Source organism: Nocardia sp. NPDC056611 (genome assembly GCF_042792755.1).
Classification (GTDB): domain Bacteria; phylum Actinomycetota; class Actinomycetes; order Mycobacteriales; family Mycobacteriaceae; genus Nocardia.
The window spans coordinates 1764387-1787100 of sequence record NZ_JBHTVV010000001.1; the positions used below are offsets into that span (position 1 = coordinate 1764387).

19 protein-coding genes and 1 pseudogene are annotated in these 22714 nt (G+C 68.4%); 8 read left to right on the forward strand and 12 right to left on the reverse strand.

Annotated elements, in window-relative coordinates:
• Positions 1 to 102: 102 nt before the first annotated feature.
• Positions 103 to 600 (forward strand): hypothetical protein, encoded by a 498-nt coding sequence (locus ACFRAQ_RS08100; protein WP_379095634.1) that lies wholly within the window; start codon positions 103 to 105, stop codon positions 598 to 600.
• Between the two features lie 61 nt (positions 601 to 661).
• On the opposite strand, the gene glnA is transcribed toward ACFRAQ_RS08100, so the two are convergent.
• Positions 662 to 2098, reverse strand: coding sequence for a type I glutamate--ammonia ligase (gene glnA / locus ACFRAQ_RS08105; protein WP_379095637.1), 1437 nt, complete (start codon positions 2096 to 2098; stop codon positions 662 to 664).
• A 438-nt stretch (positions 2099 to 2536) separates the two neighbouring features.
• On the opposite strand from glnA, the gene ACFRAQ_RS08110 reads away from it, so the two are divergent.
• Together ACFRAQ_RS08110 and ACFRAQ_RS08115 are read left to right on the forward strand one after the other, a co-directional pair.
• Entirely contained in the window at positions 2537 to 3067 is a 531-nt protein-coding gene (locus ACFRAQ_RS08110; RefSeq protein WP_379095639.1) for an RDD family protein, read from the forward strand.
• A 274-nt stretch (positions 3068 to 3341) separates the two neighbouring features.
• Positions 3342 to 4256, forward strand: a complete 915-nt coding sequence (locus tag ACFRAQ_RS08115) for an alpha/beta hydrolase (protein WP_379095642.1) — start codon at positions 3342 to 3344, stop codon at positions 4254 to 4256.
• Positions 4257 to 4375: 119 nt separating this feature from the next.
• On the opposite strand, the gene ACFRAQ_RS08120 is transcribed toward ACFRAQ_RS08115, so the two are convergent.
• On the reverse strand, positions 4376 to 5119 hold the full coding sequence (locus ACFRAQ_RS08120; RefSeq protein ID WP_357288771.1) for a DUF4191 domain-containing protein: 744 nt from the start codon (positions 5117 to 5119) through the stop codon (positions 4376 to 4378).
• 161 nt (positions 5120 to 5280) lie between these two features.
• On the reverse strand, positions 5281 to 6717 hold the full coding sequence (locus ACFRAQ_RS08125) for an MFS transporter (RefSeq protein ID WP_379095645.1): 1437 nt from the start codon (positions 6715 to 6717) through the stop codon (positions 5281 to 5283).
• 91 nt (positions 6718 to 6808) lie between these two features.
• Between ACFRAQ_RS08125 and ACFRAQ_RS08130 the strand changes: the two genes are divergently transcribed.
• Positions 6809 to 7498, forward strand: a complete 690-nt coding sequence (locus ACFRAQ_RS08130) for a TetR/AcrR family transcriptional regulator (RefSeq protein ID WP_379095648.1) — start codon at positions 6809 to 6811, stop codon at positions 7496 to 7498.
• A gap of 3 nt (positions 7499 to 7501) precedes the next feature.
• Here the strand turns inward: ACFRAQ_RS08130 and ACFRAQ_RS08135 are convergent, their stop codons facing one another.
• The 6 genes and pseudogenes from ACFRAQ_RS08135 to sucB form a co-directional block, all read right to left on the reverse strand.
• On the reverse strand, positions 7502 to 9700 hold the full coding sequence (locus ACFRAQ_RS08135) for an elongation factor G-like protein EF-G2 (protein WP_379095651.1): 2199 nt from the start codon (positions 9698 to 9700) through the stop codon (positions 7502 to 7504).
• A 214-nt stretch (positions 9701 to 9914) separates the two neighbouring features.
• A complete protein-coding gene (gene lipA / locus ACFRAQ_RS08140; protein ID WP_379095654.1) occupies positions 9915 to 10955 on the reverse strand; it encodes a lipoyl synthase in 1041 nt (346 codons plus the stop codon).
• Positions 10956 to 10977: 22 nt separating this feature from the next.
• Positions 10978 to 11730, reverse strand: coding sequence for a lipoyl(octanoyl) transferase LipB (gene lipB, locus ACFRAQ_RS08145; protein ID WP_379095905.1), 753 nt, complete (start codon positions 11728 to 11730; stop codon positions 10978 to 10980).
• Between the two features lie 38 nt (positions 11731 to 11768).
• On the reverse strand, positions 11769 to 12281 hold the full coding sequence (locus tag ACFRAQ_RS08150; RefSeq protein ID WP_379095908.1) for a GNAT family N-acetyltransferase: 513 nt from the start codon (positions 12279 to 12281) through the stop codon (positions 11769 to 11771).
• Between the two features lie 134 nt (positions 12282 to 12415).
• Positions 12416 to 13315, reverse strand: coding sequence for a TIGR01777 family oxidoreductase (locus tag ACFRAQ_RS08155; RefSeq protein WP_379095657.1), 900 nt, complete (start codon positions 13313 to 13315; stop codon positions 12416 to 12418).
• A gap of 34 nt (positions 13316 to 13349) precedes the next feature.
• Positions 13350 to 14717: pseudogene (gene sucB, locus ACFRAQ_RS08160) on the reverse strand (2-oxoglutarate dehydrogenase, E2 component, dihydrolipoamide succinyltransferase); the annotation flags it as partial.
• A gap of 454 nt (positions 14718 to 15171) precedes the next feature.
• On the opposite strand from sucB, the gene ACFRAQ_RS08165 reads away from it, so the two are divergent.
• Positions 15172 to 15507, forward strand: a complete 336-nt coding sequence (locus ACFRAQ_RS08165) for an oxidoreductase (protein ID WP_357288750.1) — start codon at positions 15172 to 15174, stop codon at positions 15505 to 15507.
• 322 nt (positions 15508 to 15829) lie between these two features.
• Here the strand turns inward: ACFRAQ_RS08165 and ACFRAQ_RS08170 are convergent, their stop codons facing one another.
• Entirely contained in the window at positions 15830 to 17335 is a 1506-nt protein-coding gene (locus tag ACFRAQ_RS08170) for a leucyl aminopeptidase (protein WP_379095660.1), read from the reverse strand.
• 114 nt (positions 17336 to 17449) lie between these two features.
• Between ACFRAQ_RS08170 and ACFRAQ_RS08175 the strand changes: the two genes are divergently transcribed.
• Positions 17450 to 17764, forward strand: a complete 315-nt coding sequence (locus ACFRAQ_RS08175) for a hypothetical protein (protein ID WP_379095662.1) — start codon at positions 17450 to 17452, stop codon at positions 17762 to 17764.
• 139 nt (positions 17765 to 17903) lie between these two features.
• A complete protein-coding gene (tuf, locus tag ACFRAQ_RS08180; protein WP_379095664.1) occupies positions 17904 to 19100 on the forward strand; it encodes an elongation factor Tu in 1197 nt (398 codons plus the stop codon).
• Positions 19101 to 19122: 22 nt separating this feature from the next.
• On the opposite strand, the gene ACFRAQ_RS08185 is transcribed toward tuf, so the two are convergent.
• A complete protein-coding gene (locus ACFRAQ_RS08185; protein ID WP_379095667.1) occupies positions 19123 to 20550 on the reverse strand; it encodes a sugar porter family MFS transporter in 1428 nt (475 codons plus the stop codon).
• A gap of 272 nt (positions 20551 to 20822) precedes the next feature.
• Positions 20823 to 21029 carry a hypothetical protein gene (locus tag ACFRAQ_RS08190; RefSeq protein ID WP_379095669.1) on the reverse strand — a complete coding sequence of 69 codons (207 nt, stop codon included), beginning with the start codon at positions 21027 to 21029 and terminating at the stop codon, positions 20823 to 20825.
• Between the two features lie 124 nt (positions 21030 to 21153).
• On the opposite strand from ACFRAQ_RS08190, the gene ACFRAQ_RS08195 reads away from it, so the two are divergent.
• Complete coding sequence (locus tag ACFRAQ_RS08195) at positions 21154 to 22254, forward strand: FAD-dependent monooxygenase (RefSeq protein ID WP_379095672.1); 1101 nt, start codon at positions 21154 to 21156, stop codon at positions 22252 to 22254.
• The last annotated feature ends 460 nt before the right edge of the window (positions 22255 to 22714 follow it).

The following is a 22714-nucleotide window of genomic DNA, read 5'->3' on the forward strand; positions in this document are numbered from 1 at the left end:
AACCATTCTACCCGCGCAAAGAACCGGAGTCCCACTGACCACCCGGAGTGTCGATTCCGAGAGGTAACCTGAGGCGCTCGGTACTCCAGGAGGGGAGTCGTTTTGGCGCAAATCTCGGTGACGGTCTGCTTGCCGCCGGATGCGATCGATGACGTGCAGGCCGCGATCACGAGAGCCCTCGCTCCGTTCGAGATGCACCAGGGGTTTCCGGAGCGAGACATGTGGAGCACCTGGCGGCTTCGGAGCGGTGGAGACGGAGCCGGGTTCTATGTCCGACCGGGTCATGAGGATGATCCTCGGCTGATCCACGACGGTCCCAACCAGTTCGGCATCGTGCTGCCCCCCACACGAGGCGAATGCGCGGGCGGCCCGAAGGCCTTGCTGGACGTCGCGACACACAATGTCGCAGAGCCCGATGTGCTCACCTTGGATGGCTGGTGGATCGAGTCGAGCGGCGTTTGCCGACACAAGGACTGGGACCAGAACACGTCCCCCGCCGACCGGCCCGCCTGCCCCATACCACCCGGCGATCTCGAAAACTACCTCGAGACACTGCCCGACGACACCGTGCTCGTCCGGGTCCACTGCCACCGCCGGTGACGCGCAAAGCCCCACCCGCCGAGGCGGATGGGGCTTCTGAGAGCGCTTGCGCTACTTCGACTTAGACGTCGTAGTACAGCTCGAACTCGTACGGGTGCGGGCGCAGGTTGACCGGGGCGATTTCCTGGGTGCGCTTGATGTCGATCCAGGTCTCGATCAGGTCGGTGGTGAACACGCCACCCTCGGTGAGGTAGTCGTGGTCCTGCTCGAGGCGGTCGATGACCGACGCCAGCGAGGTGGGGGCCTGCGGGATGTTCTTGGCCTCCTCCGGCGGGAGCTCGTAGAGGTCCTTGTCGACCGGAGCCATCGGCTCGATCTTCTTCTTGATGCCGTCCAGGCCGGCCATCATCATGGCGGCGAAGGCCAGGTACGGGTTACCCGAGGAGTCCGGCGCGCGGAACTCGATGCGCTTGGCCTTCGGGTTCGAGCCGGTGATCGGGATACGGATCGCGGCCGAACGGTTGCGCTGCGAGTACACCAGGTTGATGGGGGCCTCGTAGCCCGGCACCAGACGGTGGTACGAGTTCACGGTCGGGTTGGTGAACGCCAGCAGCGACGGGGCGTGGTGCAGGATGCCGCCGATGTAGTGACGCGCCAGATCCGACAGGCCCGCGTAGCCGGCCTCGTCGTGGAAAAGCGGCTTGCCGTCCTTCCACAGCGACTGGTGGGCGTGCATACCCGAGCCGTTGTCGCCGAACAGCGGCTTCGGCATGAAGGTAACGGTCTTACCCTCCTGCCACGCGGTGTTCTTCACGATGTACTTGAACAGCTGCAGGTCGTCAGCGGCGCCCAGCAGGGTGTTGAAGCGGTAGTTGATCTCGGCCTGACCGGCGGTGCCGACCTCGTGGTGGCCGCGCTCCAGCTCGAAGCCCGCGTTCTGCAGGTTGGTCGAGATCTTGTCGCGCAGGTCGACGTAGTGGTCGTACGGCGCGACGGGGAAGTAACCACCCTTGTTGCGAACCTTGTAACCACGGTTCGGGGTGCCGTCGGCGTTGTACTCCGCGCCGGTGTTCCAGGAACCCGACACCGAGTCGATCTCGTAGAACGAGCCGTTCATCGCCGAGTCGTAACGGATCGAGTCGAAGATGTAGAACTCGGCCTCGGCACCGAAGTAGCAGGTGTCGGCGATGCCGGTCGCGGCCAAGTACTCCTCGGCCTTGCGGGCGACGTTACGCGGGTCGCGGGAGTACGCCTCACGGGTGAACGGGTCGTGCACGAAGAAGTTCATGTTCAGCGTCTTCGCGGCACGGAAGGGGTCGACCCGCGCGGTGCTGTAATCGGGCAGCAGCAGCATGTCCGACTCGTCGATCGACTGGAAGCCGCGGACGGACGAACCGTCGAACGCCAGGCCCTCTTCGGCGAGATCAGCGGTGAACGCCTTCGCCGGGATCGAGAAGTGCTGCTGCACACCGGGGAGGTCGGTGAAGCGAATATCGACGTATTCGAGCTCCTCCTCCTTGATGTACTTGATGACCTCGTCGGCCGTGCTGAACGCCACTTAGTACTCCTTACGGATCGGTTCCCAGCCAGTGGTGACTGCATGGGTTCGTCGCGACCACACGGTATGGATGCGGTGTTTCCCTGCAATCAAGGCTGTGTTTCGCCAGTGTTACACGCACTGCTGGCCGGGGGTTCGGCGGTGCCCCCGGGTTCGCGTGGACGCCGCAGCGGTCGCCGAGCAATGCTCGACCAGCACCGATATCCTGCCACCGACCTGCCGGAACCGGCTGTTAAGACTCTGAAAAGTTAGGGTCCTTACCGCGTGCGAACCGGTCAGCGTGACAATCCTCACCGCCGGGCATCCACCTGGCAACCGGGGTCGCCGAACAGTTGCGGCAGCCGCCGGAATCGTGCAGGCAACATATACGATTCCCCTCCCGTCCGCCGATCGACGGGCGTCGGCGACCCGTCCACGGGCGGCGCATAAGCTGAGTCCATGGCACGCATCACCGGCTCATGGCTGTCCGGACCGAACGCCGAATCCGGAGACAACCCGCTCGGTGACTACCAGGGCAAGGAACTCGGCCTCCCGGCCTCCGGCCCCGGCGCGCTCGCCCCCTTCACCCGCCGCGTGCTGGCCGTGCTGGTGGACTGGTTCATCTCCATGGGCCTGGCCGCCATCATCGTGCGACCGGACGCGGACAAGATCCTGTCGAAGATGACCATCCCGAAGGGGCAGCAGCCGCCTTCGCATTTCGAGGTCGTCACCCAGGCGCTGTCGACGCCGACCCTGGTGGTGTGGTTCGCGCTCGGGATCATCGCGGTCACACTGTTCGGGTTCACGCCGGGCCAGTACTTCCTGAAGATCAAGGTCAGCCGAGTGGACGCTGACGCGCCGGTCGGTTTCGTCCGGGCGCTGGGCCGGCAGCTCATCCTGCTGTTCGTCATCCCCGCGCTGTTCACCGACAGCGACGGCCGCGGCATGCACGACCGCGCTACCGGCACCGCCCTCGTCTACAGCCGCTGACTCCGCGCGGTCACCGCGTTCACCGGCCCCGATCACGGATCTGTCGATTCCGGTCACAGTTTTGTGCTCGGGGTGATTCGAACACATCACGCCGTGTCGAGTCGGCGCGGATCAGCCGCGTTACCTGCGATGCTGTTGGTGCAGTGTGTTGCAAGGCGTTGCCAAATGTTCACCGCTGTTTGCTTTCGATCGGTATGGTGGCGGCGATTTGCCCTGATGCAGCCACCTGGCCGTCGTCCGGGCGGTAGCTGTTGCTGTGCCGATGGAGGGATCGATGGTCGAGGACTACCGGGCGGCCGCGCGGACCCTGAGCCGCCGGTCTCTGCTCGCGACCACCGGACTGGTTGGTTTGGCTGCAGCGGGTGCGGCCGTCGCGGCCGGAGTGAACGCCTCCACCGAAGCCGACGGCGTCCAGCGCACCCAGCACGCCGAGGACATCGGCCAGACGGCAATGGGTCCCGCCCCGATCATCAGCACCGAACGCGTCTACTCGAAGGCCCGCCGGTGCGAGGTCGACCTGGTCACGATCCTGCCGCCCGGCGTCTCCGCCGACAACATCCCCATTTCGCTGCTGTTGCACGGCCTGCACGGCACCGCCCGCAACGCCGCCGTCGGCAATATCGCCGACCTGCTGGCCGCCGCGGTCGCCACCCGCCTCACCCCGGCCTTCGGTTTCGTGGCCCTCGACGGCGGCGACAACTACTGGCACGACCACGGCACCGGCGACGACCCGATGGCCATGCTGCTCGACGAGGTCCCCGGCTGGCTCGCCCAGCGCCGCCTCGCGGGTAAGGACGGACAGCCCTTCGCCTGCACCGGAACCTCCATGGGCGGCTTCGGCGCTCTGGTCTACGCGCGTCGCCGCGCCGAGCAGAACCGCCCGTTGAACGCGGTAGCCACCATGTCGCCGGGTCTGCTCACCTCGTGGACCGAAATGGCCAAACGGAACGCATTCACCAATGCCGACCAGTGGGCGGCCCTCGACCCGCTACGCAACCTCGACAAGCTCGGCCCGGCCCCCGTCGGCCTGTGGTGCGGCGACCGCGACCGCTTCATCGAGGGCTGCCGCCGCTTCATCGCCACCGCCCGCCCCGAGGTCGGCCTGATCACCCCCGGCACCCACACCGAGGAGTACTGGCGCACCGTCACCCCCGACGTCATCGGCTTCCTCTCCCGCCACCTCCGCTGACCGTTCCGCCGAGTGGCACACCCTGGAGGGGATTCGTCCGATTTCCCCGCCACCGAGTGCCACTCGGCGAAAAGGTAAGGCCCGCATCCTCGGGGATGCGGGCCTTTACTTTCGAGTGGTCAGCGCCGGCGGATCGAGCGCTGGACGCCGCGCATCTTCGCGCCGTTGGGCAGCGGGCCCTTGGGCAGGGCCGGGCCGCCGCGGGTGGCGAGGGCCGACAGGCGTCCCTCGATATTGTCCATGCGGGCCGCGTCGATATTGCGCGGCAGTTTGCGCAGGTGGCGTTCCAGCTCCTTGAGCGGAACCTGGCCCTCCTCGTTGCCGATCACGATGTCGTAGATCGGGGTGTCGCCGACCAGCCGCGACACCTTCTTCTTCTCCTGTGCCAGAAGCGACTTCACCCGCTGCGGCGAGCCCTCGGCGACCAGCACCACACCGGGCAGGCCGACCACGCGGTGCACCGCGTCGAGCTGGGTGGTGGCCGCGACACCCGGGGTGACCCGCCACTTGCCCTGCAGGTTGTCCAGCACCCAGGCGGCCGCGCCGGCCTGGCCCTCGGCCTTGGCGTACACGTTCTTCTGCACCCGGCGCCCGAAGATGATGAACGCGGCCAGCACGCCCAGCACCAGACCGATCGGCAGCAGGAACCACTGCAGACCGAAGATCAGGCCGATCACCAGGAACAGCACGGTCACGCCGACCAGCGCGCCGATCATCAGCGGCAGCAGCAGCTTGTCTTCCTTGCGCTGCATCTGGAACGCCTGCCAGAGCTGCTTGCGACGGTCCTTCGACGCCTGCTTGCGCGCCGCCTTCGCCGCGGCCTTCGCTTCCTTCGACGGATTACCGCCCTTGCCTGCTGCCATGCGGTCCAGCTTAATCGCCGGGTACGCCCGGTTCGCGATGGGATGGACAGTGACGCGACCGGTCGGTGCCCGATGGCCCGAATCGCGGTCGGCGCGAGTGCTTGTCGGCCGGAGCCGCCGCATCGGCCGGAGTCCTGCCGGCCGATGCGGTGCTCGTGGCGTCAGGCCGCCGCCCCGATCGGTTCGGGGGCCGCCGCCTCGGGTGCTTGCTCGCGCGGGGTCCGCAGGGTGATCAGCGCCAGCGGAATACCCACGGCGACAATGACGCCCGCGACGATGATCGCCAGGCGATAGCCCTCGAGGAAGGCGTGCATCGGAGCCGCGCCCTGCCCGGCCACGGTGGCCGCGCGAGTGGTGAGGATCGCACCGACGATGGTGACGCCGAGCAGCGCCGAGATCTCGCGGCTCGCATTGACCACCGCCCCCGCCGCGCCCGCGATGGCGGGCGGCATCCGGTCCATGATCGCCGTGTTCAACGGCGTCATGAGCAGGCCCGATCCGATGCCGAACCCGATGAACGCGGGCATCAGGTCGAGGATGTGCCCGTGCTCGCCGATCGTCGAAATATCCAGCAGCGCACCGACGATGCCCGCCACCCCCAGCGCCACGGTGACGTTCGTGCCCAGCCGCCGCGCGGCCAGCGGGGCGAGCGGCGACACCAGCACCATGGCGACCGCCATCGGAATGAACGCCGCCCCCGCCGCGGTGGGTGAGAAGCCGAGCACGTTCTGCAGATACATCGCGGTGAAGAAGTAGATGCCCATCACCCCGAAACCCCACAGCATCATCACGGCGATGCCGCCGCTGAAGGCGCGGGAGCGGAACATCGACATATCCACCATCGGGTCCGGCCGGCGCGATTCGATGACGACGAACGCCGCGAGCGCGGCCGCGCCGATCGCGAAACAGCCCACGATCACCCAGGAGGTCCAGCCGCGGTTGTGTCCTTCGATCAGGGCGTAGGTGACCGCGAACAGCGCGAGCGCGGAGGTCACCAGTCCGGGCAGGTCGAGCCGGTGCCGCACCCGTTCGCGGGTTTCGTCGAGGGTCAGCGCGGTGAGCGCGAAGGTGATGACGCCGAAGGGCACATTGATCAGGAAGATCCAGCTCCAGTCCACGTGCTGGCTGAGGACGCCGCCGGTGAACGGCCCGAGGGCCAGGGCCAGCGCGCCGATGGCGCTCCACACGCCGACCGCCTTGGCGCGTTCGGCGTCCTCGGGGAACAGTCCGGCGATGATGGCGAGGGTCGGGGGGATCGCGGCGGCAGCGCCGACGCCTTGCAGCACCCGGGCCCCGATGAGCATGGCCGGGCTGTCGGCGAGTCCGGCCAGCAGTGAGGCGAGGGTGAACACGGCCAGTCCGCCGAGGAACATCCGGCGGCGGCCGAACAGGTCCGCGAGTCGTCCGCCGGCCAGCATCAGCCCGGCGAAGACCAGGATGTAGCTGCTCACCACCCATTCCAGGCCCGAGATGGACAGCCCCAGGTCGCTCTGGATGGACGGCAGCGCGACGTTGACCACGTTGTTGTCGAGAAATGTCATGAAGGTCGCCAGGGAAACCCCGATCAGGGCCCACCAGCGGCGGGGCAATAGTGGCACCGCAAACTCCTATGCGTTGTTCCTGTACATCATTCGCATACGTTGTACATGTACGTGGTACAGGAAAGCCTGTACGTTGTATATTTGTCAAGTGGCAAAAGCGGAGAACCGATTGAGCCGGGAGACCGTCGCCGACGGCGCGATCGCGCTGGCCGACGCCGAGGGCCTCGACGCGCTGACCATCCGGCGACTGGCCCAGGAACTGGGCGTCACCCCGATGGCGCTGTACTGGCATTTCAAGAACAAGGACGAACTGCTGGCCGGCGTCGTCGACCGGCTGTGGGAACAGGTCGACACCACCCGCGACCGGTCGCGCCCGCTGCTGGAACAGTTCCGCGCCCTGGCCGAATCACTGGTGACGGTGCTGCGCCGGCACCGCACCCTGGTGCCGCTGTTCCAGGTGTCCCGCGACAACGACCCGAGTCCCGGATTCCTGGATGCCACCGAGGCCGCGCTCGAGATCCTCACCGAATACGGCTTGGACGTCGACTCCGCCGCCGCGATCTGCGGCAACACCTTGCGTACCGCCGTCATGTTGGTGCTGGGCGAGCCCGGCGCTCCGGCGCCGCAGCAGTCCGCCGACGACAATGCCGAGATGATCCGCCGCAAGCGCCTCCGGCTGGAAACCCTTCCGCGGCAGCGTTATCCGCGGATCGTGCAGGCCGCCGACGCGTTGACCTCCTGTGAGGCCGATCGGCACTACGGCTTCGGCCTCGACTTCTTCATGACGGCCCTGGCCGCGCTGCCGCTGCCCGCGCGGGTCGGCGCGGAGGAGTCCTGACGGTCAGGCGTGGCCGGATTTGGCCTGCTCCCGCAGACTGTCGGCCAGCTGGTGCGGCATCGGTTCGTGGCGCGCGTAGGCGCGGGTGAAACTCGCCGCGCCGTGGGCCAGTGACCGCAGATCCACGGCATAGCGGCTGAGCTCCAGCTCGGGGACTTCGGCCCGAATCGCGGTGCGGCCCAACCCCGCCGGTTCGGTGCCCAGGACCCGGCCGCGGCGACTCGACAGGTCGCCGAGCACCGGGCCGACGTAGGTGTCCGAAACCACCACCAGCACTTCGGCAATGGGTTCGAGCACGCTGATGCGGGCGGTGGCGGCGGCTTCCCGCAAGGCCAGGCCGCCCGCGGTCTGGAAGGCCGCGTCGGAGGAATCCACCGAGTGCGCCTTGCCGTCGAAGAGCGTCACCCGCACGTCGACCAGCGGATATCCGGAGGCCACCCCGCGCAGGGCCTGGGCGCGCACTCCCTTCTCCACCGACGGGATGAACTGGCGCGGAACGACTCCGCCCACCACCTTGTCCACGAACTCGATGCCCGAACCCTCCGGCAGCGGGGCCACCTCGATCTCACAGACCGCGAACTGCCCGTGTCCGCCGGACTGCTTCACATGCCGCCCGCGCCCGGCCGCCTGGGTGGCGAAGGTTTCGCGCAGGGCCACCTTGTGGTCGACGACGTCGACCTGCACCCCGAACCGGGACCGCAGCCGTTCGAGCGCCACCTCGCGATGCGCCTCGCCCAGGCACCACAACACCAATTGGTGGGTGTCGGGATTCTGTTCGACCCGGACCGTGGGGTCCTCGGCCACGAGTCGCGACAACCCCTGGGAGAGCTTGTCCTCATCGGCTTTGCCGTGCGCCTTGATGGCGACCGGCAGCAGCGGATCCGGCATGGTCCACGGCTCGATGATGAGCGGGCTGTCCTTGGCGGACAGGGTGTCCCCGGTCTCGGCGTGCGTCAGTTTGCTCACGCACACGATGTCCCCGGCGATGGCCTGCGGCAGCGGCCGCTGCTGTTTCCCGAACGGCGCGGACACCCCGCCGACCCGGTCGTCGGCATCGTGATCGCCGTTCGTGCCGGTGCCGTGCCCGCACACGTGCACGGTGTCGTCGGCGTGCAGGGTGCCGGAGAACACCCGCACCAGCGACAGCCGGCCCACGTACGGGTCGGAGGCGGTGCGGATCACCTCGGCAGCCAGCGGCGCGTCCGGATCGCAGGCCAGCGCCGCGGACTTGCCGCCGCTGCCGGTCGCGGACACCGGATGTTCTGCGGGCGTGGGGAATCCGCGGGTGATGAGGTCCAGGATCTCGACGGTGCCGAGCCCCTGGCGCGCGCCCTCGGGCGGGGGAGCGGCGATCAGCATCGGGTGGAAGCTCCCGCGCGCGACCGCTTTCTCCAGGTCGGCGACCAGCGAGGCGAGGTCGATCTCCTCCCCGCCGATGTAGCGGTCCATGAGGGTCTCGTCCTCGCTCTCGGCGATGATGCCCTCGATGAGCCGGTTGCGGGCCTCCTGCATCTGCTCGTGCTGTTCGGCGGAGGCGGGCGTCTCGACGCGTTCCCCGGTCGCGTAGTCGTAGACGTGCTGGGTGAGCAGTTCGATCAGCCCGGTCACCGGCCGGTGCCCGTCGGGGTTCTTGGGCCCGTACACCGGAAGATGCAGCGGCAGTATGGATTCCGCGCGGCCGCCGCCGAGGATCTGGCGGCAGGTCTCGGTCATGTCCTCGAAATCGGCCCGTGCGGTGTCCAGGTGGGTGAGCACGATGGCGCGCGGCATGCCGACGCTCGCGCACTCCTCCCACAGCGCCAGCGTGGGCCCGCTGACGCCCTCGACCCCGGCGGCCGCGGAGAGAATGAAAAGGGCCGCGTCCGCTGCTCGCAGACCGGCCCTGAGCTCCCCGACGAAATCGGCGTATCCGGGGGTGTCGAGAAGATTGACCTTGACCTTCTCCCACCCCATCGGCACCACCGACAGTTGCACCGACCGGTGCTGGCGCTGCTCGATGTCGTCGTAGTCGGAGACGCTGGTGCCGTCCTCGACGCGCCCGGCTCTGGGCACCGCCCCGGCGGCCACCGCGAGCGCCTCGACCAGCGTGGTCTTCCCCGACCCGCTGTGCCCGACCAGCACCACATTGCGGATGTCGCCGGGCCGTTCGGCCACGACCGCCTTGCCGTTGACACCGTGCGCTGAAATCGTTCGCTCGACCATGGCTCGCTCCGTGGGTCGATCATTGCGGTCCTTCGAGCTTCCCACCAGCGGCGCGCTCCCGTCCACGAATCGCGGGATAACTCGTCTACCGGCGTTTCGCCGGAGGCCGCGCGGCCTTCACGTCCGCGCCACCCGGAGCGGCGGTCCCTCGGATGCGACCGCGCGCCGCGTCCCTCGTGGGTCGCGGCGCGCGGTCTGCGGCGCGTCGGGTGCGCTAGGAGCCGAAGCGGGCCAGCACGCTGGTGGCCTCCTGCGCGGCGCTGCCCTCCTCGGCCAGGTGCGCCATCTCCGGGGAGATCTCGCGGCCGTGGTGACGCATGGCCTGGGCGTAGAGGCGGCCCGCGCGGTACGAGGACCGGACCAGCGGACCGGCCATGACCCCGGCGAAGCCCATCTCCTCGGCGGCCCGGGAGTGCTCGACGAACTCCTCCGGCTTCACCCACCGGTCGACCGGGTGGTGCCGCGGGGAGGGCCGCAGGTACTGGGTGATGGTGATGATGTCGCAGCCCGCCTCGTGCAGGTCGCGCAGGCCTTGGGTGACTTCCTCCGGGGTCTCGCCCATGCCCAGGATCAGGTTGGACTTGGTGACCAGACCGGCTTCGCGGGCCGCGGTGATGACCGCCAGCGACCGCTCGTAGCGGAAGGCGGGACGGATGCGCTTGAAGATGCGCGGCACCGTCTCCAGATTGTGGGCCAGCACCTCCGGCCGCGACTCGAACACCTCGGCCAGCTGCTCGGGCACCGCGTTGAAGTCGGGGATCAGCAGTTCGACGCCGGTGTGCGGGTTGAGCCGCTTGATGGCGCGCACGGTCTCGGCGTACAGCCACGCGCCGCCGTCCTCGAGATCGTCGCGCGCGACGCCGGTGACGGTGGAGTAGCGCAGCCCCATGGCCTGCACGCTCTCGGCCACGCGCCGCGGCTCGTCACGATCGAGGGCGGCGGGCTTGCCGGTGTCGATCTGGCAGAAGTCGCAGCGCCGCGTGCACTGCTCGCCGCCGATGAGGAAGGTGGCCTCGCGGTCCTCCCAGCACTCGAAGATGTTGGGACACCCGGCTTCCTCGCAGACCGTGTGCAGCCCTTCGCGTTTCACCAGGCCCTTGAGTTCGGTGTACTCGGGGCCCATGGTGGCGCGGGTGCGGATCCACGAGGGTTTGCGCTCGATCGGGGTCTCGGCGTTGCGGGCCTCAATGCGAAGCAGCTTGCGGCCGTTGGGTGCGGCCGGATCGTTAGGTGTCGGGGTATCGACGGAGGTCACTTGGTTCACCCTACGCTTGTGGTCATTCGGCCTTGACGGGCGCTTCGTCGCGCGCCGCGGGGACTGGTTCGGGGCATTCGGCGGCGGCTGCGGCGCAACGGGACACGGTGTGGTCGGTCACCGTCAACTCGCCGTCGAGGGCGCGGGTGATCGCGTCGGCGACCAGCGGCCGCACCTCGGCGACGGTGACGTCACGGCCGAGTTCGCGGCTGAGGGTGGTGACCCCGGCATCGCGGATGCCGCAGGGCACGATCGCGTCGAAACCGTCCAGGCTGGAATCACAGTTGAGCGCGATGCCGTGCAGGGCGACGCCACGCTGCACGCGCACACCGATCGCGGCGACCTTGCGCTCGGGCAGGAACTGGTTCGCCGGGACCCACACGCCCGAACGGCCTTCCACCCGACCGGTTTCCAGCCCGAGCCGCGCGCACACGGCGATCAGCGCCTCTTCGAGGCGGCGCACGTACGCGACGACGTCGACCGGTTCGGCCAGCCGCACGATCGGGTAGCCGACCAATTGCCCCGGCCCGTGCCAGGTGATCTTCCCGCCGCGGTCGACCGCGATGACCGGGCTGCCGTCCACGGGCAGATCCCGCGGCTCGGTGCGGCGTCCGGCGGTGTAGACGAAGGGGTGTTCCAGCAGCAGCAGTCGATCCTGCCCGATGCCTTCGGCGCGTTCGTCGGCGATGGACCGCTGCAATTCCCAGGCTCGCTGATAGTCGATCAGGCCCAGATCTTCGACCGCGAGGGGTGTGCTGTCGAAGCGAGCCGACACCGCGCGGGGTAACGCCGCGGTGGCCGTAGTGCTCTCGCTCACGATGGCGACGCTACTCCTTCGGGGAAGGTCCGTTGCATGAGCGTCAGGTCCATCCAGCGCCCGAATTTGTGCCCGACTTCGGGCAACTGCCCGACGGTGGTGAAGCCGAATTTCTCGTGCAGGGCGATCGACGTGCGGTTACTCGATTCGATCGCCGCGATCATGGCGTGCACCTCGCCGCTCTCGGCGCGTGCCAGTAGCGCCCGCATGAGCGCGGTGGCCACGCCGCGGCGATGGAATATATCTGACACGTACACCGAGTTCTCGACCGAGAACCGGTAGCCCGACTTGGGCCGGAACTGCCCGTAACTCGCGTACCCCGCCAGCTTGCCGCCGATCTCGGCGACCAGCACCGGATGGCCGGCGCCGGTCCGCGCCGCGAACCATGCCTCGCGCTCGTGGATGTCGGCCAGTTCGGTATCCCAGATGGCCGTGGTCTCGGCGATGGCGTTGTTGTGGATCACCAGGATGTCCGGCAGATCGCTCTCGCGTGCGTCCCGCACCACCACGTCGGACGGTTGATTGGTCACGGGTCCACGGTATCGGCGCGGTTGCTGTGACGCGCACCGCGCCCGGCGTCAGCCGAAGGTGCCCCCCCGCGTCAGCCGAAAGTGCCCTGGCCACAGCCGCCGCCGACCCGTAGTCAGCCCGCGTGGCCCAATGTCGCGGTCAGTGCCGCGCCGATGGTCGGGTGCTGGAACTGGTACCCGGCTTCCTCCAGCGCGGTGGGAATCGCCCTGGGGCCGTGCAGGATCGCCTCGTCCGCGAACTCGCCGACCGCCAGCTTCAACGCGAACGCGGGCACCATCAACGGCGTCGGCCGATGCATGACCCGCCCCAGCGCCCGCGTGAACTCGGCATTGGTGACCGGCGCGGGACCGCACATATTGACAGGCCCGGAAAGGTTCTCGTGGGTGAGCGCGTACACGATCGCCCCCACCTCGTCGTCGAGCGAGATCCACGGGACGTACTGCCGCCCGCTGCCGAGCCGCCCGCCGAGCCCGAGATAGTAGAGCGGGTACAGCATTCCGAGCATACCGCCGTGCCGCGCCAGCACCACCGCCGAACGCAGCAGTACCGTGCGCACCCCGGCGTCGGCGGCCTGTTCGGCGGCGGCCTCCCAGTCGGCGCAGAGCCGGGCCAGGAATCCTGTTCCGGCGGGGGAACTCTCGGTGACGACCCGGTCGCCGGTCTCGCCGCCGTAGTAGTGCGCGCCGCTGGCGTTGACCAGCGTCGGCACTCCCGCGGCGGCGACCGCGGCGGCCAGCACGTCGGTGGGGACGATGCGGCTGTCGCGCAGCTCCTGTTTGTAGCTGCCGTTCCAGCGCCGCCGCCCGATGCTCGCGCCGCAGAGATTCACCACGGCGTCCGCACCGCGCAGCGCGCGCTCGTCCAGGTTGGAACGGACCGGATCCCAGGTGAATTCGTCACGGGCGTGCACGGGACGGCGCACGAGGCGGGTGACCTCGTGCCCGTCGCGGCGCAGGGCCGCGACGAGTGCCGTCCCGATCAGTCCGGACGAACCGGCGACCACGATCTTCATCCGATCCAACCCCCGACCCGTCTCCGTTCCGGCCTCAGAGGCCCAGGTCACCCTCGAACGCGGCCTCTTCCAGACGGTGCTTGATCGTGGTCACGAAGCGACCCGCGTCGGCGCCGTCGATGAGGCGGTGGTCGTAGGTGAGCGGCAGGTAGGCCATCGACCGGATGCCGATGAACTCGTTGCCGTCGTCGCTGATCACCATGGGGCGCTTCACGATCGCGCCGGTGCCCAGCTCGGCGGCCTGCGGCGGCACCAGGATCGGGGTGTCGAACAGCGCGCCGTTCGAGCCGATGTTGGTGATGGTGAAGGTGCCGTTGGCCAGCTCGTCCGGCTTGAGGCCGCCGGTGCGGGCGCGGTTGGCGATATCGGCGATGGCGCGCGCCAGTCCGGCCAGCGACAGGTCGTTGGCGTTGTGGATGATCGGCGAGAGCAGACCCTGCTCGGTGTCGACCGCGATGCCCAGGTTGACCACCGAGTGGTAGGTGATCTCCTTGGTCTCCGAGTTGTAGGAGGCGTTGATGTTCGGGTGCACGGCCAGCGCCTCGATGACGGCCTTGGCGTAGAACGGCAGGAACGTGAGGTTCACGCCCTCGCGCTGCTTGAACGAGGCCTTGGCGCGGTTGCGCAGGGACGCGATCTTGGTCATGTCGACCTCGTGCACCTGGGTGAGCTGCGCGGTGGTCTGCAACGACTCGAGCGTCTTGGCCGCGGTGATCTGCCGGATGCGGCTGGCCTTCTGGACCGTGCCGGTGAGGTGCGACAGCGACGGACGCGGCGCGGCGGCGGCAGCGGCCGGGGCGGCCGGAGCAGCGGCGGCGGGCGCGGCGGCCACGGGCGCGGGAGCCTTCTTGGCCTCCGCGGCGGCGAGCACATCCTGCTTGCGGATGCGGCCGCCGACGCCGGAGCCGGTCACGGCGGCGAGGTCAACGTTGTTCTCCGCGGCCAGCTTTCGCACCAGCGGGGTGACGTAGGGGCCACCGTTGCTGGAGGGCTCGTCGGCCGGGGTCGCCGCGGCCGGAACCGGGGCGGTCTTCGGCGCGGGAGCCGGGGCCGGAGCGGCCGGGGCGGGCGCGGGAGCCGCGGCGGCCGGAGCCGGAGCGGGGGCGGGGGCAGGCGCAGGGGCCGGAGCGGGCGCCGGGGCCGGGGCGGCCGCGGGGGCGCCGCTGCCGATGACGCCCAGCTGTCCGCCGACCTCGATGACGTCATCTTCCTGCGCGGAGATCTCCAGCAGGGTGCCCGCGACCGGGGACGGGATCTCGGTGTCGACCTTGTCGGTGGAGACCTCGAGCAACGGCTCGTCGACCTCGACCGTGTCTCCCTCCTTCTTCAGCCACCTGGTGACGGTGCCCTCGGTGACGCTCTCACCAAGAGCTGGCATCTGGACGGAGAAGGTCATGTCCGTTGACTCCTCTGACTGCTCGTCGGGTTAAACAGTTCGTCTCTCCGCGGGCGTGGCACCGCGGGTCGCGGTGTCGTCCCGGACGGCCACCGCAGGGTGATGGCGCCGGAGATCCGTGTTGGTTCTTGTTCCAGCCACCCATCCTTGCACTCGTCCGGGTGCGGCGTGTCACAGGGCGGCGGTTGTGCCGACCTCTCTACGCCACATTTCCCGGCGTGAGCGTCGAACGCCACGGCGCGCGGGTGAAATAGCGGGATGCCATGACACGTATCACGTTTGCGCCGTCCCGGCCTTTCCGGCGTGCCGCTGACCGGACCGCGCATCCCCGCTGAGTCGATTCTGAAGGGATTCTGTGCAGCTGCTATGGAAATGGCCGATGGTCTGGCGAAGTGGCCGTGAGCTGCGCACTATCGAAGTATCCGGCGGTTTTCCGAAGCCGGGGAGGAGGTTGACGGGAATGGGTTTCCTGGATCTGTTCGGGCACAGCGGTACCGCGCGCCGAGGCGAGGCCGATCCGGCCGACATGGGCCATCTCGTGGCCTGGACGCGAAACCATTACGGCGTGGAGGCTTTCGTCGAGCCGCGCACCACGGTCACCGATGTCACGGTGCTGCTCGTCGCGCATGACGGCGAATGGACCCGGCGCGTGGTCGGCGAACGCGGAGCGCAGCGCCTCTCGGGCGCCCTCGGCATTCCCGTCTACGACGCCCGTCGCGTCGGCTACCCGCAGCGCATGCGCGACTACGACGCCCGCCGCCGCATCCTGGAACGCCGCACCGCCCAATGGGCCTGAGCCCCGTGGACACCCTGGGCCGCAAGCTGTTCGGGGGCGCGTGCTCGATCAGCACCGCCGCCAACACGATCGGGGCCGGCGGCGACATGTCGGTGCCGCAACCATTCCCCGGGTGGTGACGCTGGTCTGCGGACCTGCACGGCCGAGCAAAGGTCTCCTGCTGGTCCGGAGCCGATGCTGGATCTGCTGTTCCGACTGGGCAGCTTCGGGGCCGCGCTGTTGCTGTGCACCCCGCGCTGAGCGCTGACGCGAACGCCCGCCCTGCTGTGCAAGCGGGGCGGGCGTTTTGTCACCGGAACTCGTGTCGCGACCAGGGGCGCGATTACTCCGCGGCGATGTCCTCGAGCGTGGCGATCAGCGTGCGGACCGGGACACCGGTGCCGCCCTTGCCGATGTAACCGAACGGTCCGCCCGTGTTGTAGGCGGGCCCGGCGACATCCAGATGCGCCCACTGCACGCTCTCGGCCACGAACTCCTTGAGGAACAGCCCCGCCGACAACATGCCGCCCCAGCGGTGCGGTGCGACGTTCTGCAGATCCGCGATCTTGGAGTTCAGGTCGGCGCGCAGTTCCGCGGGAAGCGGCATGGCCCAGGCGTTCTCGCCGACGGCCTGCGAGATGCGCGCCACCCGGTCGCGGAAGGCGTCGGTGCCCATGACGCCCGGCGTGCGGGTGCCCAGCGCCACCATCTGCGCACCGGTGAGCGTGGCGACGTCGATGACGTAGTCCGGCTCGTCCTCGCCCGCGCGCACCAGCGCGTCGGCCAGGATGAGGCGTCCCTCGGCGTCGGTGTTGATCACCTCGACGGTGGTGCCGCCGTACTGGGTGAGCACGTCACCGGGCCGCTGCGCGGTGGCCGAGGGCATGTTCTCGGCCATGGGCACGGTGGCGATGACGGTGAGCGGCAGGCTCAGTCGCGCTGCCAGCAGCGTGGTGGCGATGACCGCCGCCGCGCCGCCCATGTCGGAGGTCATGTTCTCCATGGACTGCGCGGGCTTGATGGAGATGCCGCCGGTGTCGAAGGTGATGCCCTTGCCGATCAACGCGACCTTGGGGTCGCCGCCCGCGTAGGTGATGCGGATCAGGCGCGGCGGCCGCGAGGAGCCCTTGCCGACGCCGAGAATGCCGCCGTAGCCCTGGGATTCGAGTTCGGTCTCGTCGAGAACCTCGACCTGGAGACCGGCCGCCTTGGCCAGTTCGGCCGCGCGGTTGGCGAATTCGGCCGGGAACAGGTCGCTGGGCGGGGTGTTCACGAAATCGCGTGCGGTGGCGACGGCTTCGGCGATGGCCTGCGCCCGGAACAGCTCCTCCTCGCCGAATCCCGGTGCGGGCACCAGGAATTCGACCCGCTGCACCGGCTGGTCCTCGGGCTTGGGCGCGCTCTTGGCGGACTTGAACGCGGTGAACTGGTACGCGCCCAGGTAGAACCCCTCGGCCGCGGCGCCCAGGTCCAGGCCCGACAGCGTGGTGACCGCGGTGGCGACCCCGGTGAGCGCCCGCCCGGCCGCGCCGGCCGACTTGCGCACCTGCTCGGCGTCGAGCTTGTCCACTGCCCCGAGCCCGACCGCCAGCACGAAGTCCACGCCCAGCCCGGCGGGCGCGGGCACCTTGGTGACCTCTTCGCCCTTGCCCTTGGCCCCGACCGCCCGCAGCGCGCTCAGCAGGGCGTCGCGGGTGTCGCCGTCGAGCACATCCTCGAACGCGTCCGCGGGCGCGATGACCGGCCCGTCCTCCGACGAGGTGAGTCCGATGACCAGGACATCGGCCTCCCCGATGCCCTCGGTGCGGGCGAGTTCCGGCCCGAGCGAACGATCTGCAACAGCTGTCATAGCTGCCCACGTTACTGCGCCGCTCCGGCCGCAGCCGGTTGGGCGCGGACCGCACGATAGATTGCTCTGTGATTGCTGTTTGCCCGAATCGTCTCGGTACGAAAGGGTCGTCCTATGGCGTCACTGATGAAGTCGCGTATGGCAGGGTCGGCTGTCGCCCTGGTAGCGGCCGTGTCCTACGGCTGCGTGCTGATGAGTTGCTCCGACACCAGTCCGGCCCCGACGCCGACCACCGTCACCACGCTGCCGTCGATACCGCCGACTTCCGTCCAGCCCGAGCACAATGTCGGCGACGACTGCTCCGACGGCCGCATCGTCGCCCAGTGGGGTCTGACCGCCGACGGCCGGTGGGTCTGTGTCCCGAAGGAACAGGCCACCTCGGCCGAGCCCACCCCGCCGACTTCCGCCGGTGAGCCAGGCGGCCGCTGACCGCTCGGCGAATTCACGGAAAACCTCTGGTCGAGACGGGTTTTCGTCAACGGTCCTCGACGTCTGTTTCGCCCGGTTTTCAGCTCTTCCGGCCCCCGTCCTCCCTACCCTGGAACCGACGGGCGCGCAGGAGGTTCCAGTGGCGAAGGCGAGATTCCAGCGGACGAAGCCGCATGTCAATGTCGGCACCATCGGCCATATCGACCACGGCAAGACCACCCTCACCGCGGCCATCACCCGGGTCCTGCACGACCGATATCCGGACCTGAATCCCTTCACCCCCTTCGAGGCCATCGACAAGGCCCCCGAGGAACGCCAGCGCGGCATCACCATCTCCATCGCGCACGTCGAATACCAAACGGAGAACCGGCATTACGCGCACGTCGACTGTCCCGGGCACGCCGACTACATCAAGAACATGATCACCGGCGCCGCCCAGATGGACGGCGCGATCCTGGTGGTCGCCGCCACCGACGGCCCGATGCCGCAGACCAAGGAGCACGTGATCCTGGCCCGGCAGGTCGGCGTCCCGAAAATCGTGGTGGCGCTGAACAAGTGCGACATGGTGGAGGACGAGGAGATCCTGGAGCTGGTCGAACTCGAGGTGAGCGAACTGCTCAGCGAGTACGAGTTCGACGGCGACAACAGCCCCATCGTGCGGGTCTCCGCCTTGCAGGCGCTGTCCGATCCGGCGGGGGAGTGGGGCGCGACGATCACCGAACTGCTGGCCGCCGTGGATGACTGGATCGACACCCCCGCCCGCGAGGTGGAGAAACCGTTCCTCATGCCTATCGAGGACGTCTTCACCATCACCGGCCGCGGCACCGTCGTCACCGGCCGCATCGAGCGCGGCGTACTGAAGGTCAATGCCGAGGTCGAGATCGTCGGCATCCGCCCGAAAACCACCAAGACCACCGTCACCGGCATCGAGATGTTCCGGAAACTCCTGGATGAGGGCCAGGCGGGGGAGAACGTGGGCCTGCTGCTGCGCGGAGTCCGCCGCGAGGATGTGGAACGCGGCCAATGCGTCATCAAGCCCGGTTCGGTCACCCCGCACACACAGTTCGAGGGTCAGGCGTACATCCTGTCGAAGGAGGAGGGCGGCCGTCACACCCCCTTCTTCAACAACTACCGCCCCCAGTTCTACTTCCGCACAACCGATGTCACCGGCGTCGTGACCCTGCCGACGGCAGTGGAGATGGTGCTGCCCGGCGACAATGTCTCCATGGAAGTCGTGCTGATCCAGCCGATCGCCATGGAGGTCGGCCTCAAATTCGCCATCCGCGAGGGCGGCCGGACCGTCGGCGCGGGCCAGATCACCAAGATCCTGAAATAGCCCGGCCGCCTCGCGCGGATGCTCAGCCCATCTCCTCCAGCGCCTTGCCCTTGGTCTCCGGAACGAACCTGAGCACGAACGGAATCGAGAGCAGCGCGAACAGCGTGTAGATGACGTACGTCCCCGACAGGTTCCAGTCCGCGAGGCTGGGGAAGCTGGCGGTGATGACCCAGTTGGCGATCCACTGCGCCGACGCCGCCACACCCAGCGCGGCCGCGCGCAGCCTGTTCGGGAACATCTCACCCAGCAGCACCCACACCACCACACCCCACGACAGCGCGAAGAACAGCACGAAGCAGTGCGCCGCGACCAGCGCGACAATGCCCTGCGCGTGCGGCAACGACACGCTGTCACCGGACCCGGTCTTGGCCGAGAACGCCCACCCCTCCAGTCCCAGCGCGACGGCCATACCCGCGGAGCCGATGAGCGCCAGCGGTTTCCGCCCGATCCGGTCGACCAGCAGCATGGCGATCACGGTGCCGACGATATTGATGATCGAGGTGGTGAACGAATAGAAGAACGAACTGGACGGATCGATGCCGACCGACTGCCACAGCGTCGCCGAGTAGTAGAAGACCACATTGATGCCGACCAGCTGCTGGAACATCGACAGCCCGATACCGATCCACACCACCGGCAGGAACCCGAACCTCCCGCCCAGCAGATCTTTGAACGTCGACCGGTGCTCGCTGTGCATGGCCTGCTCGATCTGCGCGACCCGGGCGTCCAGATCGCCCGTGCCGCGCTCGACCTCGGCCAGCACCTGCTTCGCCTTCTCGATCTTGCCGACCGAGATCAGATACCGCGGCGACTCCGGAATCGTGAAGGAGAACAGCCCGTACAGCCCGGCCGGAATCACCATCACGCCGAGCATCCACTGCCAGGCCTCCAGCCCCGCGATACTCCCGCGCTGCTCACCGCCCGCCATCTTCAGGATCGCGAAGTTCACCAGCTGCGAGGTCGCGATGCCGATCACGATGGCCGCCTGCTGGAACGAGGCCAGCCGCCCGCGGTACGCCGGCGGCGACACCTCGGCGATATAGGCGGGCCCGATCACCGAGGCCATCCCGATCCCGATCCCGCCGATGACACGCCACATGGCCAGATCCCACAGCGCGAACGGCAACGCCGACCCGATCGCGCTGGCCGTGAACAGCGTCGCCGCGATCCGCATCACCCAGATGCGCCCGATCCGATCCGCGATCCGCCCGGCGATGGCCGCGCCCACCGCGCAGCCGATCAACGCGATCGCCACCACCTGCGCCAGCGTCGCCGACCCGATGTCATACCGATCGCGGATGGCCTCGACCGCGCCATTGATGACGGAACTGTCGTAGCCGAACAGGAATCCACCCATCGCGGCCGCCGCGGTGATGAACACGACGTAGACCAGGCTGTCGGCCCCGCGCTCCTGATCGTCCGAGGTTCGCGACCCCACCGATGAATTCACGCCGACTCCTTCGTCCGGACCCGGGTCGTGAAACCCGAGCCATCCTCTCTGGGCTCGGCCGAGATGACGCACGATCCCCGTCAGACGGCGCACTTCGACCATTCTTGCTGGGGGAATGCCCGTGAATGCTCAACGCAACGCCGAACTGGTCGTCCGGTTCTCCGGTGGTTCATCCGGTTCCGTGTCCGCCAACGCCCACCCTCGGCCGGGGCCATGCGTGTCTCCATCGGAGGGCGGACCAGTCGGGCCGAAGGGCCTCGGTCCACGCCCTCTCAGCGCCGCGGCAGCCCCGGTATCCGCGGAACCCGCAGCCGCCCCAGCCGATTCGCCCGCGCCGTCTCGCGCGCGAGCGCCTCGGCCGCCAGCTGGTCGGCCAGCGTCAGCAACTGCCGAGCCGCGACCACGTCACCCCGCTTGGCCGCCTCCACCGCCGCCTCCACCGCCCGCGACACCCCGGTGCGATCCGCCTGTCCACCCATACCGCTTGCCCTCCACTCGATTTCCGGTCGGGAGGTATTCGGTGCCGCGATCCAGCGCACTCCTACGACTTCGGGATGAATCGGAGATTTACGATCGCGCCACGCCTACGTTCAGGAAGGGATCATGGCCGAAGCCAAGGGCAGGGCCGGGATTGTCGGGGGCGGAATCGGCGGCCTGGCCGCCGCGATCGCGCTGCGCGCGGCGGGCTGGGAGGTCGTCGTCTACGAGTGCGCGCCCCAGTTCACCGAGGTGGGCGCGGGAATCGTCCTCGCGGCCAATGCCTTGAATGCCTTGGACCTGCTCGGGGTGGGTGCGGCGGTGAGAGCGGGGACCCTGCCGGATCGACGTGGCTTCGCGCGGAACGATCGCGGGCGGGTCCTGGTGGACGCACGCATCAGTGACTTCACCGGCGGGGTGGTCGCCCTGCACCGCGCCGACCTGATCGCGATCCTCGCCGCCGCGGTGCCCGCGGACTGCGTCCGGACAGGTACCCGGGTTATCGACGTCCACGCGGACGGTCGGGTCGAAACCGCCACCGGAGCCGACCCATATGACCTGGTCGTCGGTGCGGATGGCGTCAACAGCGTGGTCCGGAGCCGGCTGTGGCCACAGGAGCGCCCGGTGCAGCGGACCGGAATCGCGGCGTGGCGATGGGTCCTCGACCTTCCCGCGCCCGACCCCGTGGGCGTGATCCTGGGCCGGCATGGCGAAGCCGGAGTGGTGCCGATCGCGGGCGACCGCACCTATGTCTTCACCGCGGGCCGTCCCGGCATCGCGGACCTGGACTACTTCACCGACTGGCCCGATCCGCTACCGGAACTCATCGCCGTCACCGACCGCTCGACCGTGGTGACCGATGAACTGCTCGAAATCGATGTCCCGCGCCACCTGTGGAATGGCCGCGTGGCCCTGATCGGGGACGCGGCCCACGCGATGCGCCCAACCCTGGGCCAGGGAGCGGGCATGGCATTGGAGGACGCTGTCACTCTGGCGGCCTGCGCACCGGATCTCGCCCGCTATTCCGCCGCCCGCCGCAGCCGAGTCGCCCGGATGAGCTTCCTGTCCAAACACGGAACCCACATGACCTCCCCGGGCTCGGCCACTCTCGCCGCCTTGCGCGACGCCGCATTCCTCGCGATCCCGAACAAAGTCTCGGTAGCGATGTTCCGTTCCCACAGCCGCCGCATCCTCGAAGGCTGGAAACCCCCGCGGTCCTCCGCGTAGTCGCCGGAAAACCGCAGGTAGAGAGGCGATTTGACTTTGCTTCGACGCACCACGTAACTTATTCCAGGTCAGAGCGACACGGACACCGACCCGGAGCCCCAAGGGCCTGGGAAACGAGGTTGGACGAGGAGCGCCTGACGATCACACTAGTTCCACCTGACCAGCGGATTTGGTTCTGCTGCATGGCCGGGGCTAAGCTTGAAAAGTTGCCTAGCTAGTCGAACGGGCTTACCGCTCGGATCGATGGCTTGTGCGTGTGTTCTTTGAGAACTCAATAGTGTGTCGATGAATGTCAGTGCCAAATTTTGAAATTTGGTTCCGGCCTCACACCCCCCGTGTGTTGGGGTCGGACATTTAAGTCGGTCAATTTTCCGGCCGACTGTTTTGCTAGGTTTTCGGACTCTGGTTCGAGATACTTCTGATTCGCTGCTTCGGCGGTAAATCTAGAGTCTTCAACGGA

Bases quoted from the DNA above. Each gene is read 5' to 3' on its own strand.
- ACFRAQ_RS08195 (WP_379095672.1), top strand. From the start codon at position 21,154: ATGGCCGAAGCCAAGGGCAGGGCCGGGATTGTCGGGGGCGGAATCGGC.
- ACFRAQ_RS08190 (WP_379095669.1), bottom strand. From the start codon at position 21,029: ATGGGTGGACAGGCGGATCGCACCGGGGTGTCGCGGGCGGTGGAGGCG.
- ACFRAQ_RS08135 (WP_379095651.1), bottom strand. From the start codon at position 9,700: ATGGTCGAGCGAACGATTTCAGCGCACGGTGTCAACGGCAAGGCGGTC.
- ACFRAQ_RS08120 (WP_357288771.1), bottom strand. From the start codon at position 5,119: ATGGCAGCAGGCAAGGGCGGTAATCCGTCGAAGGAAGCGAAGGCCGCG.
- ACFRAQ_RS08175 (WP_379095662.1), top strand. From the start codon at position 17,450: ATGGCGTCACTGATGAAGTCGCGTATGGCAGGGTCGGCTGTCGCCCTG.
- ACFRAQ_RS08165 (WP_357288750.1), top strand. From the start codon at position 15,172: ATGGGTTTCCTGGATCTGTTCGGGCACAGCGGTACCGCGCGCCGAGGC.
- ACFRAQ_RS08170 (WP_379095660.1), bottom strand. From the start codon at position 17,335: ATGACAGCTGTTGCAGATCGTTCGCTCGGGCCGGAACTCGCCCGCACC.
- ACFRAQ_RS08155 (WP_379095657.1), bottom strand. From the start codon at position 13,315: ATGAAGATCGTGGTCGCCGGTTCGTCCGGACTGATCGGGACGGCACTC.
- ACFRAQ_RS08115 (WP_379095642.1), top strand. From the start codon at position 3,342: ATGGTCGAGGACTACCGGGCGGCCGCGCGGACCCTGAGCCGCCGGTCT.
- ACFRAQ_RS08110 (WP_379095639.1), top strand. From the start codon at position 2,537: ATGGCACGCATCACCGGCTCATGGCTGTCCGGACCGAACGCCGAATCC.